General features: G+C 65.5%; 13 protein-coding genes and 1 pseudogene. 9 read left to right on the top strand and 5 right to left on the bottom strand.

The genetic code is table 11. The features are described 5' to 3' along the window. Window positions 1–275 precede the first annotated feature (275 nt). The 7 genes from FHT09_RS04675 (at window position 276) to FHT09_RS04645 (ending at window position 8,626) form a co-directional block, all read left to right on the top strand. Entirely contained in the window at window positions 276–605 is a 330-nt protein-coding gene (locus FHT09_RS04675; RefSeq protein WP_047126873.1) for an STAS domain-containing protein, read from the top strand. Window positions 606–621: 16 nt separating this feature from the next. Continuing rightward, window positions 622–2,631: a chemotaxis protein CheA gene (locus tag FHT09_RS04670; RefSeq protein WP_104606106.1), complete on the top strand. Its 2,010-nt coding sequence runs from the start codon at window positions 622–624 to the stop codon at window positions 2,629–2,631. A gap of 68 nt (window positions 2,632–2,699) precedes the next feature. Beyond that, window positions 2,700–4,853, top strand: a complete 2,154-nt coding sequence (locus FHT09_RS04665; protein ID WP_104606105.1) for a methyl-accepting chemotaxis protein — start codon at window positions 2,700–2,702, stop codon at window positions 4,851–4,853. A gap of 10 nt (window positions 4,854–4,863) precedes the next feature. Then, the gene (locus FHT09_RS04660) at window positions 4,864–5,382 is read left to right on the top strand and encodes a chemotaxis protein CheW (RefSeq protein ID WP_104606104.1); all 519 of its coding nucleotides are present in this window, start codon (window positions 4,864–4,866) and stop codon (window positions 5,380–5,382) included. Between the two features lie 28 nt (window positions 5,383–5,410). Continuing rightward, window positions 5,411–6,694, top strand: coding sequence for an EAL domain-containing response regulator (locus FHT09_RS04655; RefSeq protein ID WP_104606103.1), 1,284 nt, complete (start codon window positions 5,411–5,413; stop codon window positions 6,692–6,694). Between the two features lies 1 nt (window position 6,695). After that, on the top strand, window positions 6,696–7,502 hold the full coding sequence (locus FHT09_RS04650) for a protein-glutamate O-methyltransferase CheR (protein WP_104606102.1): 807 nt from the start codon (window positions 6,696–6,698) through the stop codon (window positions 7,500–7,502). Beyond that, complete coding sequence (locus FHT09_RS04645) at window positions 7,499–8,626, top strand: chemotaxis response regulator protein-glutamate methylesterase (protein ID WP_181141306.1); 1,128 nt, start codon at window positions 7,499–7,501, stop codon at window positions 8,624–8,626. The genes FHT09_RS04650 and FHT09_RS04645 overlap by 4 nt, the downstream gene beginning before the upstream one ends. A 25-nt stretch (window positions 8,627–8,651) precedes the next feature. Here FHT09_RS04645 and FHT09_RS04640 read toward each other — a convergent pair whose 3' ends face one another. From FHT09_RS04640 to gpmA, 4 genes are all read right to left on the bottom strand, one after another. Next, a complete protein-coding gene (locus tag FHT09_RS04640) occupies window positions 8,652–10,214 on the bottom strand; it encodes a phospholipase D family protein (RefSeq protein ID WP_104606100.1) in 1,563 nt (520 codons plus the stop codon). A gap of 153 nt (window positions 10,215–10,367) precedes the next feature. Then, the gene (locus FHT09_RS04635; protein WP_104606099.1) at window positions 10,368–12,467 is read right to left on the bottom strand and encodes a M13-type metalloendopeptidase; all 2,100 of its coding nucleotides are present in this window, start codon (window positions 12,465–12,467) and stop codon (window positions 10,368–10,370) included. Window positions 12,468–12,717: 250 nt separating this feature from the next. Next, on the bottom strand, window positions 12,718–13,035 hold the full coding sequence (locus tag FHT09_RS04630) for a hypothetical protein (protein ID WP_104606148.1): 318 nt from the start codon (window positions 13,033–13,035) through the stop codon (window positions 12,718–12,720). A gap of 112 nt (window positions 13,036–13,147) precedes the next feature. After that, entirely contained in the window at window positions 13,148–13,897 is a 750-nt protein-coding gene (gene gpmA, locus FHT09_RS04625; protein ID WP_104535894.1) for a 2,3-diphosphoglycerate-dependent phosphoglycerate mutase, read from the bottom strand. A 103-nt stretch (window positions 13,898–14,000) separates the two neighbouring features. Between gpmA and nfi the strand changes: the two genes are divergently transcribed. Together nfi and FHT09_RS04615 are read left to right on the top strand one after the other, a co-directional pair. Continuing rightward, window positions 14,001–14,714: a deoxyribonuclease V gene (gene nfi, locus FHT09_RS04620; RefSeq protein ID WP_184416864.1), complete on the top strand. Its 714-nt coding sequence runs from the start codon at window positions 14,001–14,003 to the stop codon at window positions 14,712–14,714. Between the two features lie 691 nt (window positions 14,715–15,405). After that, window positions 15,406–15,867, top strand: a complete 462-nt coding sequence (locus tag FHT09_RS04615; RefSeq protein ID WP_104606098.1) for a hypothetical protein — start codon at window positions 15,406–15,408, stop codon at window positions 15,865–15,867. A 205-nt stretch (window positions 15,868–16,072) separates the two neighbouring features. Here FHT09_RS04615 and FHT09_RS04610 read toward each other — a convergent pair. Beyond that, window positions 16,073–16,197, bottom strand: a pseudogene (locus FHT09_RS04610) (OsmC family peroxiredoxin); the annotation flags it as partial. Window positions 16,198–16,209: the final 12 nt, after the last annotated feature.

Genomic DNA, 16,209 nt, shown 5'->3' with positions numbered 1-16,209 from the left:
GCAGGCCACCATCCGGCTGGCTGTCCTGCGGGGCTGTCCAGGACATTGGTTCCTGAGTCTGCTTGCGACAAAGCTGAGCAGTTAATGTCCGGGAAGTGATGGGTTTCGCAAATCCGTCACCGCAGTGAATTTGGCCTCAATATTCCTGCCGCGCGCCGATACCTGCATGGACCGGCGTGATCCCCGTGTGCAGAGATGCCCGCGAGCCCACGCCGGAGCGACCGTCTTCCGCGTCCAGGCACGCACCCGTGCGCCATCGCATCGTTGAGGCATCAATGAACACGCTCCTGTCCGATCTACCCGCGCCGCTGACGCTCGCCCTCGAAGGCGAGATGACCATCCGTCGCGCTGCAGAACTCAAGCCGCTGCTGCAGCCGGCATTGCTGCATCCGGGTGGATTGCATCTGGACCTGGGGGCCGTCAGCGAGATCGATACCACCGGTCTGCAGCTGCTGCTGGCGACCAAGCAGGCGATCCAGGCCGACGGACGGCCGTTTTCGCTGACCGATTCCAGCCGCGCGGTGGTCGATGTGATCGAACTGCTCGGCCTGCTCGAAGCGCTGTACCCGCATGCGGTTGCAGGTATCGGCGAACGCATTCACTAACGGACTGGCAACGCGCATGGACATGAATCAGCTGATGCAGACCTTCCTGGCCGAGAGCCGGGATCTGCTCGAAGACATGGAACGTCATCTGCTCGAAGCCGAGCGTGGCGAATCCTCGCCGGACGCGGTCAATGCGATCTTCCGTGCGGCGCACACCATTAAGGGCTCGGGCGGACTGTTCGATCTGCCGCAACTGGTCGGCTTCACCCATGTGGTGGAAAGCGTGCTGGACCTGGTGCGCGATGACGCGCTGACGCTGAGCTCGGAACTGATCGCGCTGCTGCTGGTGTGCTGCGACCACATCCATGCGCTGGTGGAAACTGCGGCCGACCCCGGTCACGCCGATGCCGCCGCATTGGCTGCAGAGGCCGAGCCCCTGCTGGCACAATTGCAGACCTACCTGCAGGTCAGCGCATGCGGTGTCACTGCCACGGCCCTCCAGCACAGCATTCCGGAAAAACAGAGCGGTTACTGGCGCATCACGCTGAAACTGTTCGCCGACGCGCTGCGCTACGGCAACTCGCCGCTCAAGCTGATTCGCAATCTGCGTGGGCTGGGTTCGGTCGAGTCGATCAGCACCGACGTCAGCCAGCTGCCGAGCTTTGAGGCACTCGATCCGGAAGCCAATTATCTCGGTTTCCAGATCCTGCTACGCAGCGATGCCGACCGTGCCGCCATCGAGGACGTGTTCGAGTTCGTACGCGAAGACTGCGATCTGGAAATCATCTCGGTGCCGGCGCCGTCAAACGCCACCGCCGTGCTTGCAAGCGAGCCGGCCGTGGCTGCCGCAGCGCCGATCGTCGGCTTGCTGGCTGCCGCCCCGGCCACAGCGCCGGTGCGTGCGGCGCAGGACACCGGCGCACGCAACACCGACGCGCGCTCGATCCGCGTCGATGCCGACAAGCTCGATCGCATGATCGACCTGGTCGGCGAACTCATCATCGCCGTGGCCGGCACCAATGCCAACGCACAACGCACCGGCGACACGCAGTTGCTGGAGTCGGCCTCGATCCTGGCCGGCCTGGTGGAAGAGGTGCGCGAAAGCGCCCTGCAACTGCGCATGGTCAAGATCGGTGGCACCTTCAGCCGCTTCCAGCGCGTGGTGCACGATGTGGCACGTGAACTCGGCAAGGACATCGCGCTGGTGGTGGCCGGCGAAGACACCGAGCTGGACAAGTCGGTGGTGGAGAAGATCGGCGACCCGCTCACCCATCTGGTGCGCAACGCGATGGACCACGGCATCGAGCCGGCGGAGGTGCGCGTGGCGCGCGGCAAGCCCGCACGCGGCACGGTGGGCCTCAACGCATATCACGACTCCGGCAGCATCGTCATCCAGATCACCGACGACGGCGGCGGCCTGAACCGCGACCGCATCCTGGCCAAGGCGCTGGAACGCGGCCTGATCGAGCCGGGCCGCCAGCTCAGCGACCGCGAGGTGTTCGCGATGATCTTCGAGCCGGGGTTTTCCACCGCCGAAAAGGTCACCAACCTGTCCGGGCGCGGCGTCGGCATGGACGTGGTCAAGCGCAACATCACCGCGCTGCGCGGCACCGTGGAGATCGACAGCACGGCAGGCGCTGGGACCACCATCTCGGTACGGCTGCCGCTGACGCTGGCCATCATCAACGGCTTCCAGGTCGGTGTCGGCAAGTCGGTGTTCGTGGTGCCGCTGGACGTGGTGGAGGAATGCGTAGAGTTCACGCCCGACTACAGCAGCGACTACATCGACCTGCGTGGCAGCGTGCTGCCGTATGTGCGCCTGCGCGAACTGTTCGCGCTCGGCGGCAGGACACCGGCGCGCGAAAGCATCGTGGTGATCCGCCAGGGTACCCAGCGCTTCGGCCTGGTCGTGGACACCTTGCTGGGCGAATGGCAGACCGTGATCAAGCCGTTGTCCAAGGTCTTCGCCCAGGTCAAGGGCATCAGCGGCTCGAGCATCCTGGGCAGCGGCGATGTCGCGCTGATTCTCGATGTGCCGAGCCTGCTCCAGCAATTGCATCCAAACCAGGACGCCCTGGCGGCCTGAGCACATCCACCAGCACTCCCCCTATCACTGCGTCATTCGTTGTTCCCTGACCCCAGGAAGCTGCCGCCATGTCACACCGTTTTCCGACCGCCACGCAGTTGTGGTTCACCGCCGCCCTCGCCCTCGCCTTGCCCGTGGTGGTGGTGGTTGCCGGCTTTGCGCTGACGTCGTCGCACGGCGCCCTGCTCGCCGCCAGCGCACTCGCCGCACTCGTCAGCGGTGCATTGCTGCTCCGCGCGATCCGCGCCGCGACCGGCTCGCTGGAGCTTGCCACCACCACGTTGGATGCCTTCGCGCGCGGCAACTTCGCCGTCGCCCTGCCGCAGCTGCGCGACGAGGAGGCCTGCGAGGTGTTGCGCGCGTTGCGCAAGGTGCAGAGCAACATCGCCCACGTGAACGAGGAGATCAACCGCGTCTCGCAGGAACACGACGCTGGCGAAATCGAAGTACGCATCGACGTGGCACGCTTCGATGGCGACTTCCGCACGATGGGCGAAGGCATCAACCGCATGGTGGCCAGCCATATCGCGGTCAACAAGCAGGCCATGGCCTGCGTGGCCGAGTTCGGCCGCGGCAACTTTTCCGCCGAGCTGGAACGCCTGCCGGGCAAGAAAGCCTTCATCAACGAAATCGTCGACCAGATCCGCGGCAACCTCACCGGCATGGTCGCCGAGGTCAACCGCCTGGCGACCGAGCACGATGTCGGCGATATCGACGTGGTCATCGACACCCAGCGTTTCACCGGCGATTTCCGCCGCATGGCCGAAGGCATCAATACGATGGTGGCCAGCCACATCGCGGTCAACAAGCAGGCCATCGCCTGCGTGGCCGAGTTCGGCCGCGGCAACTTCACCGCGCAGCTGCCGCTGCTGCCGGGCAAGAAGCGCTTCATCAACGAGACCCTGGAACAGGTGCGCGGCAGCCTCACCGGCCTGATCCGCGCGATCAACCACATGTCGGCCGAGCACGAAGCCGGCGACATCGACGTTGTCATCGACAGCAGCGGCTTTGACGGCGATTTCCGCAGCATGGCCACCGGCATCAACCAGATGGTGGGCGCGCATATCGCGGTCAAGAAGCTGGCGATGGGTGTGGTGGCCGAATTCGGTCGCGGCAACTTCGATGCACCGCTGGCGCAGCTGCCTGGCAAGAAGGCCTTCATCAACGATACCGTGGAGCGTGCGCGCGGCAACCTGCGCAGCATTTCCGAAGTGATCCAGGTGATGGGCTCGATGGCCAGCGGCGATCTCACCCACACCGTGGAAGGCCACTACGAAGGCGCCTTCGCCGACATGCAGCGCTACGTCAACACCACCATGGGCCGGCTGACCGAGATCGTCGATGAGGTCAACCGCAACGCCGAGAATCTGGCCAGCGCCGCCGAACAGGTCAGCGCCACCGCGCAGGTGCTGGCGCAGGCCGCCAGCGAACAGGCGGCCGGCGTGGAAGAGACCAGCGCCTCGCTGGAACAGATGACTGCCTCCATCGCACAGAACACCGAGAACGCGCGCATCACCGACAGCATGGCCGCCAAGGCCGCGAGCGAGGCCGCCGACGGCGGCGACACCGTGCGCGCCACCGTGGTGGCGATGAAGGACATTGCCAAGAAGATCGGCATCATCGACGACATCGCCTACCAGACCAATCTGCTGGCGCTCAATGCCGCAATCGAAGCGGCGCGCGCCGGCGAGCATGGCAAGGGCTTTGCGGTGGTCGCGGCGGAAGTGCGCAAGCTGGCCGAGCGCAGCCAGATCGCCGCGCAGGAAATCGGCGAGGTGGCCGGCTCCAGCGTGGACCTGGCCGAAAGCGCCGGCCGCGTGCTCGGCGAGATGGTGCCCTCGATCCGCCGCACCTCCGACCTGGTGCAGGAAATCGCCGCCGCCTCCGAAGAACAGACCGCCGGCGTCAGCCAGATCAATACCGCCGTCGGCCAGTTGAACCAGACCACGCAGTCGGCTGCGGCCAATGCCGAAGAACTGGCCGCCACCTCGGAGGAAATGAGCGCGCAGGCCGAACAACTGCAGCAGTTGATGGGCTTCTTCCGGCTGGGCAATGGCTCGCGCGCCGTAGCCTCGAACGCCAACAAGCCTGGCCCGCGCCGGATCGCTACGCACAGCAACAACGCGATCAGCGCGCCGCCGCGCCGTACCAACGTGCGCCAGATCAGCGCGGTGGCGGCCACCGCCGATGCGATCGACGAATCGCAGTTCGCCAGCTTCTGAGGAAACGACGATGCAACCGCACAGCGCAGCCAGCACCACGACAGCGCCGTCATCGACGGCACCGCAGCAATACCTGACCTTTCTGCTGGGCACGGAAATGTTCGGCCTGGGGATCCTCGGCATCAAGGAAATCATCGAATACCGGGCGCCCACCGACGTGCCGATGATGCCGCCGGCCCTGCGCGGAGTGATCAACCTGCGCGGCGCGGTGGTGCCGGTGGTGGATCTGCAGCAACGCTTCGGCCGCAATGCCAGCGCGATCACCAAGCGCAGTTGCATCGTGATCGTGGAGATCGCCCATGGCGAGGCACATCAGGTGCTTGGCCTGTTGGTGGATGCGGTGAGCGAAGTGCTGGAGATCGCGCCAGACGCTATTGCCGGCGCCCCCAGTTTTGGCGCCGGCATTGCACGCGAGTGCATCCATGCGATGGCCAGGATCGGCGAACGCTTCGTGATCCTGCTCGACGCCGAGGCCGTGCTGGGCAACGGCGCACTCGTACACCTGCCTGTCGCCGACTTGGCAGCCTGACATGTTCTGCATGCACGCAAGGACTCCCATGCGCCCCACCCTTCTCTCCTGCAGCTGCGCGCTGGACGGCCCGGTACTGGTCGTTGACGACAGCGTGGTTCAGCGCGAACACGCGATGGCGCTGTGCCGCCAGCTCGGCGCCGTGGCGGTCGACGGCGCGGTCGACGGCCACGCCGCGCTGGCTTGGCTGGGCAATGCGATTGCGCCATCGCTGCTGCTGATCGACCTGGAAATGCCGGGCATGGACGGCGTACAGCTGCTTGATGCGCTGGCGCGCGGCAAGTACGGCGTGCCGGTGGTCGTGGTCTCTCAACGCGGTGGCGCCTTGATCGATGCGGTGACGCAGCTCAGCCGCAGCGCCGGCGTGCACGTGCTCGGCGGCATCGAAAAGCCGATGCAGCTGCAGGATCTGGCCAACGTGCTGGAATGCGAACCGGAACCGGCCACAAACGCGCCTACGTTTGCACAGGCGGCAATTTCGCCGCTGATGTCCAGCGGTGGCGCGGCGGCATCGCGGCTTGACCGGGCCATGCGCCGCGGTGAAATCCGCGTGGCCTACCAACCCAAACTCGATCTCAGGGATGGCCGTCTGCGCGGTGTGGAAGCGCTTGCCCGCTGGCGCCGTCCGCAAGGCGACATGATCGGACCGGACCGCTTCATTCCGCTGGCAGAACGCGAAGGCCTGATCCATGCATTGACCCAGCAGGTAATCGACCTGGCAGTCGCGCAACTGGTGGACTGGCGTGCAGAAGGCTTCGAGCTGAGCCTGGCGTTGAACCTGTCGCCCAATTTGCTTGGGGAGCAGGGCTTTCTTGAACAACTGTGCGGCAAGCTGAGCGACAACGGCCTGAGCCCTGCCGATCTGGTGCTGGAACTCACCGAAAGCGCCATCGTGGAGCCGACCAATGCCTTGAGCATGCTGGCGCGTCTGCGTCTGCATGGGTTCGGCCTGTCGATCGACGACTACGGCACGGGCTTTTCCTCGCTGCAGCGCCTGGCCAGCATTCCCTTCACCGAACTCAAGCTGGATCGCAGCTTCGTGCATGCCGCCCATCGCAGCCGCAGTCAACGCACCGTGCTCGAATCCACGCTGGAACTGGCGCACCGGCTCGAACTCACCGCCGTGGCCGAGGGCGTGGAAACGCCGGACGACTGGCGCATGCTGCGCGAGCTGGGCTGCGATCTGGCGCAAGGCTATCTGATGGGTTCGCCGATGCCCGGGCCGATGCTATCGGAATGGTGGCGCGAACACGCCGTGCGCATCGCACGCCTGTGCGGCGACGTGCTGCCCAGCGATGCGGATGTTGCCTGACATGAGCACAGCCACCGCCATCACCGAACAGGAATTCGGCCGCTTCCAGCGCTTCATCTTCGAAGCGGCCGGCATCAGCATTTCTCCCGGCAAGAAGGCCATGTTATGCGGCCGCCTGGGCAAGCGCCTGCGCGAACATCAGTTCAGCAACTACACGCAATATCTGCAGTTGCTGGAAGGCCGGCAGGACCGCGCCGAGATCCAGACCGCGATCGATCTGCTGACCACCAACGAAACCTACTTCTTCCGCGAGCCCAAGCACTTCGAGCTGCTGCGCAGGCTGGCCGGCGAACATCGCGGCGGCCTGCCGTTCCGCTGCTGGAGCGCGGCCAGTTCCAGCGGTGAAGAAGCCTACAGCATGGCGATGGTTCTGGACGACACCTTGCAGGGGCGTCCGTTCGACGTGGTGGGCACCGACATCAGCACCCGCGTACTGGCCAAGGCGCGTACCGGACATTACGCGCTGCAACGCATCGACGGCATTCCGCAGGCGTATCTCAAGCGCTATTGCCTGCGTGGTCAGGGCGAGTACGACGGCACACTGCTGGTGGAACGCCGCCTGCGCGACCGGGTCAAGTTCGTGCATGCCAACCTCAATACGGCATTGCCGATGCTGGGCAGCTTCGATGCAATCTTCCTGCGCAATGTGATGATCTATTTCAACGGTCAGACCAAGCGCGAGGTCATCCTGCGTGTGCTGTCCAACCTCAAATCAGGTGGATACTTCTGCATCGGTCATTCGGAAAGCCTGAGCGAACTCGACATCGGCCTGGTGCAGGTGGCACCCTCGATCTTCCGCAAGGCCTGAGCCAAGGATCCGACGTGTCGACAGCCTTCAATCGCCCTGCCGCCATCCCCAATCCCATCAAGGCCATGGTCGTCGACGACTCGGCGGTGGTGCGCCAGGTGTTGGTCAGCGTGCTTAACGACGCACCCGACATCGAGGTCATCTCCACTGCGGCCGACCCGTTGCTGGCCATCGAAAAGATGCGCAAGCAATGGCCGGACGTGATCGTGCTGGATGTGGAAATGCCGCATATGGATGGCATCACCTTCCTGCGCAAGATCATGAGCGAGCGCCCCACACCGGTGGTGATCTGTTCGACGCTCACCGAGAAAGGCGCACGCGTCACCATGGATGCCCTGGCTGCCGGTGCGGTGGCAGTGGTGACCAAGCCACGGTTGGGACTCAAGCAGTTCCTCACCGACTCGGCCGAGGAACTTGTCAATACGGTGCGCAGCGCCGCACGCGCCAACGTCAAACGGCTGGCCGCCCGCGTTGCCGCAGCGCCACTGGAAGCCGAGGTCAAGCACACCGCCGATGTGATCTTGCCCGCGCAAAGCGGCCGCGCGCTGGCGCAGACCACCGAGCGCATCGTTGCCATCGGCACCTCCACCGGCGGCACCCAGGCACTGGAAGAAGTACTGACTGCACTGCCACGCGTCTGCCCCGGCATCGTGATCGTGCAGCACATGCCGGAGAAGTTCACCGCCGCCTTCGCCGCGCGCCTCAACGGCCTGTGTCAGATCGCGGTAAAAGAGGCCGCCAACAACGACCGGGTGATGCCGGGCCGCGCACTGATCGCGCCGGGCGGCAAGCATCTGCTGCTGCGCCGCAGTGGCGCGCAATATTTTGTCGAAGTGATGGAAGGGCCGCCGGTCAACCGGCATCGTCCGTCGGTGGATGTGCTGTTTCGCTCGGCCGCGCGTGCGGCCGGCAGCAATGCGTTGGGCATCATCATGACGGGCATGGGCGACGACGGTGCCGCTGGCCTGCTGGAAATGCGCCAGGCCGGCGCGCGTACCGTGGCGCAGGACGAACACACCAGCATCGTGTTCGGCATGCCCAAGGAGGCGATCAAACGCGGCGGCGCCGACCGCATCCTGCCGCTCGGCGCGATGGCACGCGAGATCGTGACACAGTTGCAGTGACGCGCAGCACGCGGAAACAGCAGAACTACAACTGCGACTCCAGCGGCAACCAGCCCATCACCGTCGCCGCACCACGTCGCCACACGCTCGCTGCCGGCTCCTGCGACCATACCTCGGGCGGTTGTGCCGCATCGTCGTGCCAGCGCAGCTCGCCCTGATCCAGGGTCACGCGGTAACTCAACGGCGCACTGATCTTGCGGTTGTAGACCTGCTCCAGTTGCGCCGCCACTGCGCGATCGTTGAACAGCAGGCCCATCTCGGTATTGAGGTTCATCGAGCGCGGATCCAGATTGAACGAGCCGATGAAGCCGCTGCTGTCGTCCACCACGAAGGCCTTGGTGTGCAGGCTGGCCCCGCTGGAGCCGAACAGGCTGCCATCGGGCTTGCCCATCGGCTTGAGCTCGTGCAGGCGCACGCCCTGCATGAGCAAGGGCACCCGGTAATCGGCATAGCCGCTGTGGACGGCAACCACATCGTTTGCCGCCAGCGAGTTGGTCAACACGCTGACGCGCACCTTGCGCCGGCGTAACGCGCCGATCCAGCGCATGCCTTCATCGCCCGGCACGAAGTACGGCGAGATCACCGTCAATTCCCGCTGCGCATGCGCCATTTCGCCGATCAACACCGGCGTCATCCAGTCCGCCTGCGGCGGTGCGCCCTCGGCCTTCTCCGGCGGGTCGGAGACGATGCGCGCCTGATCCAGCCAGTGCACCTGGCGCTGGCCCTGCGTCAACGCCTGCACGCTGGGCGACTGGCGCAGCCGCTCCACATACGGATGCGCGCGCGCCGATTCCAGACCGGCATCCAGGCTGCCGCGCAGCGCATCCAGCGCCTGCGGCCGTGCGGTCACCAGCGCGGCCAGCGGCAACGCGTTGGGGCTGTTCCAGTACGCATCGAACACCTGCTCGGCCTGGCCCACGGCCGGCCCCATCAACGCCGCGTCCATATCCATGAAATTGGTGTCGCGCGCCGCATCGAAGTATTCGTCGCCCACATTGCGGCCACCCACCACCGCCATCCGGCCATCGGCAATCCAGGCCTTGTTGTGCATGCGCCGATTGATGCTGAACATGCGCAGCACCATCTCCACGCCGCGCATCAGCGTGCCTTCGCGCGCACGGGTGGGATTGAACAGACGGATCTCGATCATCGGATGGCTGTCCAGCGCCGCCAGCACCGAATCGCTGCCGTGGATGTTCATGTCGTCCAGCAGCAGCCGCACGCGCACGCCGCGATCGGCCGCATGCAGCAGTTCGTTGTGCAGCAGGTTGCCGGTGAAGTCCGCATGCCAGATGTAGTACTGCAGGTCCAGGCTGCGCCCGGCCGCGCGCGCGGTGAGCGCACGCACCGCAAACGCATCGACGTTGTCGGGCAGGATCACCATGCCGGTCTGATCGGCATGTGCCTGCTGCAGCGGCGCGACGACCTGATCGATCGGCGTTGCGATCGCCGTGGCAGGCAGCGCATGGCTCACCGCACCACGCTGACGATCGGCAAAGCGCCCGTAGCCGTACAACGACAGCACGCTGCCAAGCACCAGGATCAGCACACCGATCCCGATCGCCTTGAAGATTTTTCGCCTCGTCACTGCCGCCCCCCTGCCATTCGGAGCGCGGCAGTCTAGACGCTGCACCGGCGGCCCGGTGTGCAGACGCAGCTGGAAGCAGGCTCTACAACGCCGTTGAGACGCGACATTCTGCAGCATGCGCGGTCGCGACCGCGCATGCTGCAGGTACGCCGATCACCAGATCGCAACGCGATCCTTGTCGCCACGCACCATCGCATCGCCAGGCTTGCACTGGAACGCCTGTGCAAATGCCGGCATGTTCGACGGCGCACCATTGGCGCGGAAGTTGGCCGGCGCATGCGGGTCGGTGTTCAGACGCACGCGCAGTTCGCCGTCGGTGAAGTTGCGGCGCCACACCGTGGCCCAGTTCATGAAGAAGCGCTGGTCCTGGGTATGACCGTCGATGTCCTTGGCGGCGTCCGGCTGCGCCTTCAACGCCATCTGCAACGCATCGTAGGCCACGGTGAGGCCGCCCAAATCGCCGATGTTCTCGCCCAAGGTCAGCTTGCCTTTGACGTTGACGCCGGGAACCGCCTCATAGCCGTCGAACTGCGCCACCAGCTGATCGGTGCGCTGGGTGAACAGCTTGCGGTCCGCATCGGTCCACCAGGTATCGAAGTTGCCCTTGGCATCGAACTGGCTGCCCGAGTCGTCGTAGCCGTGCATCATTTCGTGCCCGATCACCGCGCCGATGCCGCCGTAATTCAACGCCGGGTCGGCCTTGGGATCGAAGAACGGCGGCTGCAGGATCGCCGCCGGAAACACGATCTCGTTGCGCGTGGCGTTGTAGTACGCATTGACCGTCTGCGGGGTCATATGCCACTCGCGCTTGTCGACCGGCTTGCCGATCTTGTCCAGCATGTGGCGATAGTTGAATGCCTGCGCCGCCTGCATGTTGGCAAGGAATCCGTCACTGCGGGTCTCCAGGCCCGACCAGTCGCGCCATTGATCCGGGTAACCGATCTTGGGCGTGAAGCTGGCCCACTTCTCCAGCGCGCGCTGCCTGGTGTCCGCGCTCATCCAGTCGAGTTTTTCCAGCCGCGCCTTGAGCGCCGCCGAGAGGTTCTGCACCAGCTGCTGCATCTGCTGCTTGGACTCGGCCGGGAATGCGGACTGCACGTACAGCTGGCCCAGGGCCTCGCCCATCGCCTCGTTGACCGCGTTCAAGGTGCGCTTCCAGCGCGGCAGCATGTCCTGCTGGCCACGCAGTGTCTTGGCATAGAAATCGAAGTTGGCCTGCTCGAACGGCTTGGCCAGATACGGTGCCGCCTCATCCACGCTGTGGAAACGCAGGTACGCCTTCCAGGTCTCCACCGGCGTATCGGCCAGCATCGCATCAAACTCGGCGAAGTAACCCGGCTGGCTCAGCGAGAAAGTCCCTGCCGGAACCTTCAGGGCGCTGAAGAATGTCTGCCAATCGAAGTGCGGTGTGATGGCATTGGCGCCGGCCACATCGACCGGGTTGTAGCGCTTGGCCGGGTCGCGCAGTTCGATGCGCGACAGCGAGGCATTGGCCAGGCGCGTTTCGAACGCCATCACCGCCTTGGCCTGGGTTGCCGCCTGCGCTGCTGCAATGCCGGACAGTTCCAGCACGCGCGCGATGTAGGCCACGTACTGCTCACGGATCCTGGCCTGCGCCGGATCGGTGTAATAGCCCTTTTCCGGCAGCCCCAGACCGCCCTGGCCTGCGTAGGCGATCATCAGCTCGGAATTCTTGTAGTCGGCGTTGGCGCCGAACGAGAACATGAACCCCTGGCCCTTTGCATAGCTGTCGCGCAACCATGCGGCGATGGCCGGCGCATCGGTCAGCGCATCGATCGCCTTCAGCTGCGGCTGCAGCGGCGTGATGCCGGCCTTGTCGATCGCCGCTTCGTCCGAGCCGGTGCGCCACAGGTCGGCAATCTTGGCATCCACCGAGCCGGCCGACAGGTTGCCGCGCGCCAGTTGCTCCACCAGCGCGTGCTGGATGGTCAGCGAACGCTCGGCCAGCACTTCGAAACTGCCCCAGCTCGTGCGGTCCGATGGCACCGGATTGGCCTTGAGCCACTTGGCGTTGACGAAGCCGTTGAGGTCCTGGCACGCGTTGATGGCCGGATCCAGGTCGTTGATGCCGAAGGCCACGATCGGTGCATCGAGCTTGGACACATCCACCCTGGTCGGTGCGGCCGGCGTTGCGGCCGGTGCCGGCCTGGCAGTGTCGTCGGAACCGCCACACGCCGCGAGCGTCACCGCGATGGCCACCGCAAGCGACAGCGTCGCGAATTTGCTCAACATCGTTCCATTCTCCAAGGCATGCGACCGCATCAGACGCAGTCAAAAAAGTGGGCTATCAACGCAGACACACCAACCACACCATCATCGCAGCGGCACCGCAAGATCCTGACGTCCGGTGCCACGCCTTGGCGAAGAACACGCAACGCCCAACCGCGCACTCCGCGGCGCCTGGGCGCGCGCGTGCCGGCGCTCTCTACTTCCGCGGAAAACCACCCAGCAGCCCGGCGCAGCAGCGCGCCATCGACTGCGGTCATTTGCGCGCGTACACCGGTGCCATCAGCAGATACACCGGATACGCCAGCACCATCAGCACCAGCGCGATCTCATGCCCGGACGCCGCTTCCGCCCAGGATTCCATCTGTCGCGACGGCCCGAAAAAACCAAACGCCAGCAGCACGACACCCACGACACAGATCAGCAGCGTCAGGCCCATCGCCGAAGCGGATACGCTGCCCCGGGCCAGCAACGCGAACGCAGCACTGCCACCGGCCAACAGCAGCCCCAACGTCACCAGATACGCGCGGCAGTAGGTGGCACTCATCTTTTGCCTGTTACGCTTGCTGGACATCATGTCTCCCCTGCAAGAACACACGCTCGCGTGTCAGATGCGGAGCGCGCGCTGCGAACCCCACGCCACGCTGCGCGCGTCATGCATGCAGCGCAGCCAGCGGATGCGACGATTATTTTGCCTTGCCCTGATTGGCCACCGCTTCGGCGGCGCGCTTGGCCGCTTCCTGGTCGCCCAGATAGCGGTAGCTCTGTACCTGCAGGTTGTCGTCCAGCTCGAACAGCAACGGGATGCCGGTCGGGATGTTGAGCTCCAGGATCTGCTCGTTGGAGACAGCGTTGAGGTACTTGTACAGCGCACGCAGCGAGTTGCCGTGCGCAGTCACCAGCACGGTCTGCCCGGCCTTCAACTGCGGCGCGATCGCGTCGTGCCAGTAGGGCAACACGCGCACCAGCGTGGTCGCCAGCGACTCGGTGCCCGGCAAGGCATTGCGGTCCAGCGTGGCGTAACGACGGTCATGACACGGATGGCCCGGGTCGTCGACGTCCATCGCCGGCGGCGGAATGTCGTAGGAACGGCGCCAGATCTTGACCTGCTCTTCGCCGTGCTTGGCGGCCGTCTCGGCCTTGTCCAGCCCCTGCAGGCCGCCGTAGTGGCGCTCGTTGAGGCGCCAGCTCTTGGACACCGGCAACCAGTCCTGGTCGAGTTCCTTCAACGCGCCCTGTAGCGTGTGGATGGCGCGCTTGAGCACCGAGGTGTGCGCCACATCGAACTGCAGGCCTTCGTCCTTCATCAGCTTGCCGGCCGCAGCGGCTTCCTGGCGGCCTTGCTCGGTGAGCTCCACATCCACCCAGCCGGTGAAACGGTTGTCCAGGTTCCATTGGCTCTGGCCATGGCGCAGCAGTACGAGTTTACGGGTCACTACGGTTCTCCGATTGGGGGCCGATCAGCCTGCGATTGTAACGGCAGCCAGCGCATCGCAGGCGTGCACGACACCGCCACGTCCGGCGCGCGATGCTGCGGCCATGCAAACGATCGATCCCGTCTTTGCCGGTTGGGATGGCAGCGTCACCCAGGCGCGACAGTTGCAACAGCAACTGGCACACCGCGTGGTGCTGCAGGACCATGCCGGCGCAACACCGCAGCTGCTCGCCGGCTTCGACGTCGGCTTCGAAGACGACGGCCAGACCACGCGCGCGGCCGCGGTGCTGCTGGATGCACACACGCTGATGCCGCTGGAAACCCATGTCGCGCGCGTGCCCACCTCGATGCCGTACGTACCGGGGCTGCTCAGTTTTCGCGAGTTGCCGGCCTTGCTGCAGGCGCTGGCACTGCTCTCGCGCCCGCCGGATCTGGTCTTCATCGACGGCCAGGGCATTGCGCATCCGCGCAAGCTCGGCATCGCTGCGCACTTTGGCGTGGTGACCGGCTTGCCCAGCATCGGTGTGGCCAAGCAACGCCTGGCAGGCAGCTTCGTCGAGCCGGGACCCGGGCGCGGCGACCATAGCCCGATCCTGTTGGGCGGCACGCAGATCGGCTGGGCGCTGCGCAGCAAGCTGCGCTGCAATCCGCTGATCGTCTCGCCTGGCCATCGCGTCTCGATGCAGGGTGCGCTCGACTGGACGCTACGTACCTTGCGCGCCTATCGCCTGCCCGAGCCCACGCGCCTGGCCGATCGGCTGGCCTCGCGGCGCGGCGAGATCGTCCTGGACGCCACGGCGCCCGGACAACTGTTCTAGCGCGCGGCAGTCGATCGCGATCGACATGCTGCGTGCCTGCCGCTGTCGTCCGCGCTGGACCATCTCGGCGCGCTCGTGCTGGCCGCCAGCGTACCCCCGCAGTGCCTTTCCAGAGCGCGGCATCCAGGCGCATCGCATGTCAACGGTGCCGACACCGACACGAGCTGTCGCGCGGTCGATGGATGATCCTTCCTGCGATGAGTTACGTCATCTTCGCGCGAGCGTTCATGAATGGGGTCACCGCAGCACATCGCTACGCGCCGCGCGACTGCAATCGCGCGGCATGCGCCGTTCGCCATGGAAAGACACCCCCGCCTTCGCGCGCGACACAGCCGGAGCGATCCGCCTTGGTTGAGCGCCTTCCCCGCCTGCACGCATGCAAAGCTGGCGACCGTGCGCTCTACATCCTCGACGGCGAGGCGCAGCTGGATGGCGCCGATGTGGCAGTCAGCAGCGCGCGGGCGCCGTACCCACCCAGGTCTCGGAACGGGAGTGCCCGTGCGCACGGCCAATTGCAGCCCAGGCTGCGAATTGCGCTTGAGCTTGCAGCCACACCTGTGGTAGTGATGTCTCCATAGGTTGGGACAGGTTGCGTGCGAGGCACAGCCGGGCGGGGAGCGCACAGGCTGATGCGGCGACACGCGCGACGACGCTGTCTCTGCGCAGACATCCAACGCCGGGGAATATTTGAATGAAGTCCGCATCCTGCCTTGTCGGCCTGAGCCTGCTGTGGGCCGCCGCCACCGTTCACGCCCAAACCTCACCGGTCTGCCCGCCGCTACCGCCAGCCTCCGGGCTGCAGTGGAACGAGCTTGCGGGCGCGGACTATCTGGTCTGCAAGGCCATGACCGCAGACGGTCGCCAGGTGGTCGGTGTGATGCTGACCACCCGCGACCCGGCGATGACGCTGGCGCGCGACCGACGCGCGGAGAAAGGCCAGATCCAGCAGGAGGACTTCTATTGGTACAAGCTCGACCTGGGCGGCCGTGACCTGCCGGGCATGGAATCGCGCCGCGTCACCGTGGTCGAGCTGGGCAAGAAGCGCTACGCACAGCTATGGATCGACGGCGCCAACACCGAGGAACTGGCCTCGATGCAGTCGCTGGTGCAGAACATGGATCTGCAGCCCGCCAGCCTGGCCCTGCAGCGCTGACGCAGGCGGCAGTGAAGCGCCAGGGCATGCCCACCTGACGCGGTCCTTGAGGCGGGCCGGCTGAGCAAATGCTGCCGCACAACCGGCTCGCCTGCTTTGCACCCGCTGATGCGTCGCCGCCTCCATGCAGTGCGGTTGCGATCCTCACCTTGCCGTAAGCAGGCGATGAATCGGACATTCGTCGTCCACGTCCACGCTACGCACCGTCCAACGCGCCTTCCAGTTCGATCTGCCGCGTGATCACCGTGCCCGCAGCGCCGCGCTGGGTGTGATGCAGACGCAATGCACCGCCGTCAAAGACCACTGCTTGCGCGCGGCCATCATCGGCACCGCTGCCCCACG

This window comes from Xanthomonas sp. CFBP 8152, from assembly GCF_014199025.1.
Lineage (GTDB): Bacteria > Pseudomonadota > Gammaproteobacteria > Xanthomonadales > Xanthomonadaceae > Xanthomonas > Xanthomonas arboricola_B.
This window is presented reverse-complemented; position numbering and strand designations above follow the sequence as displayed.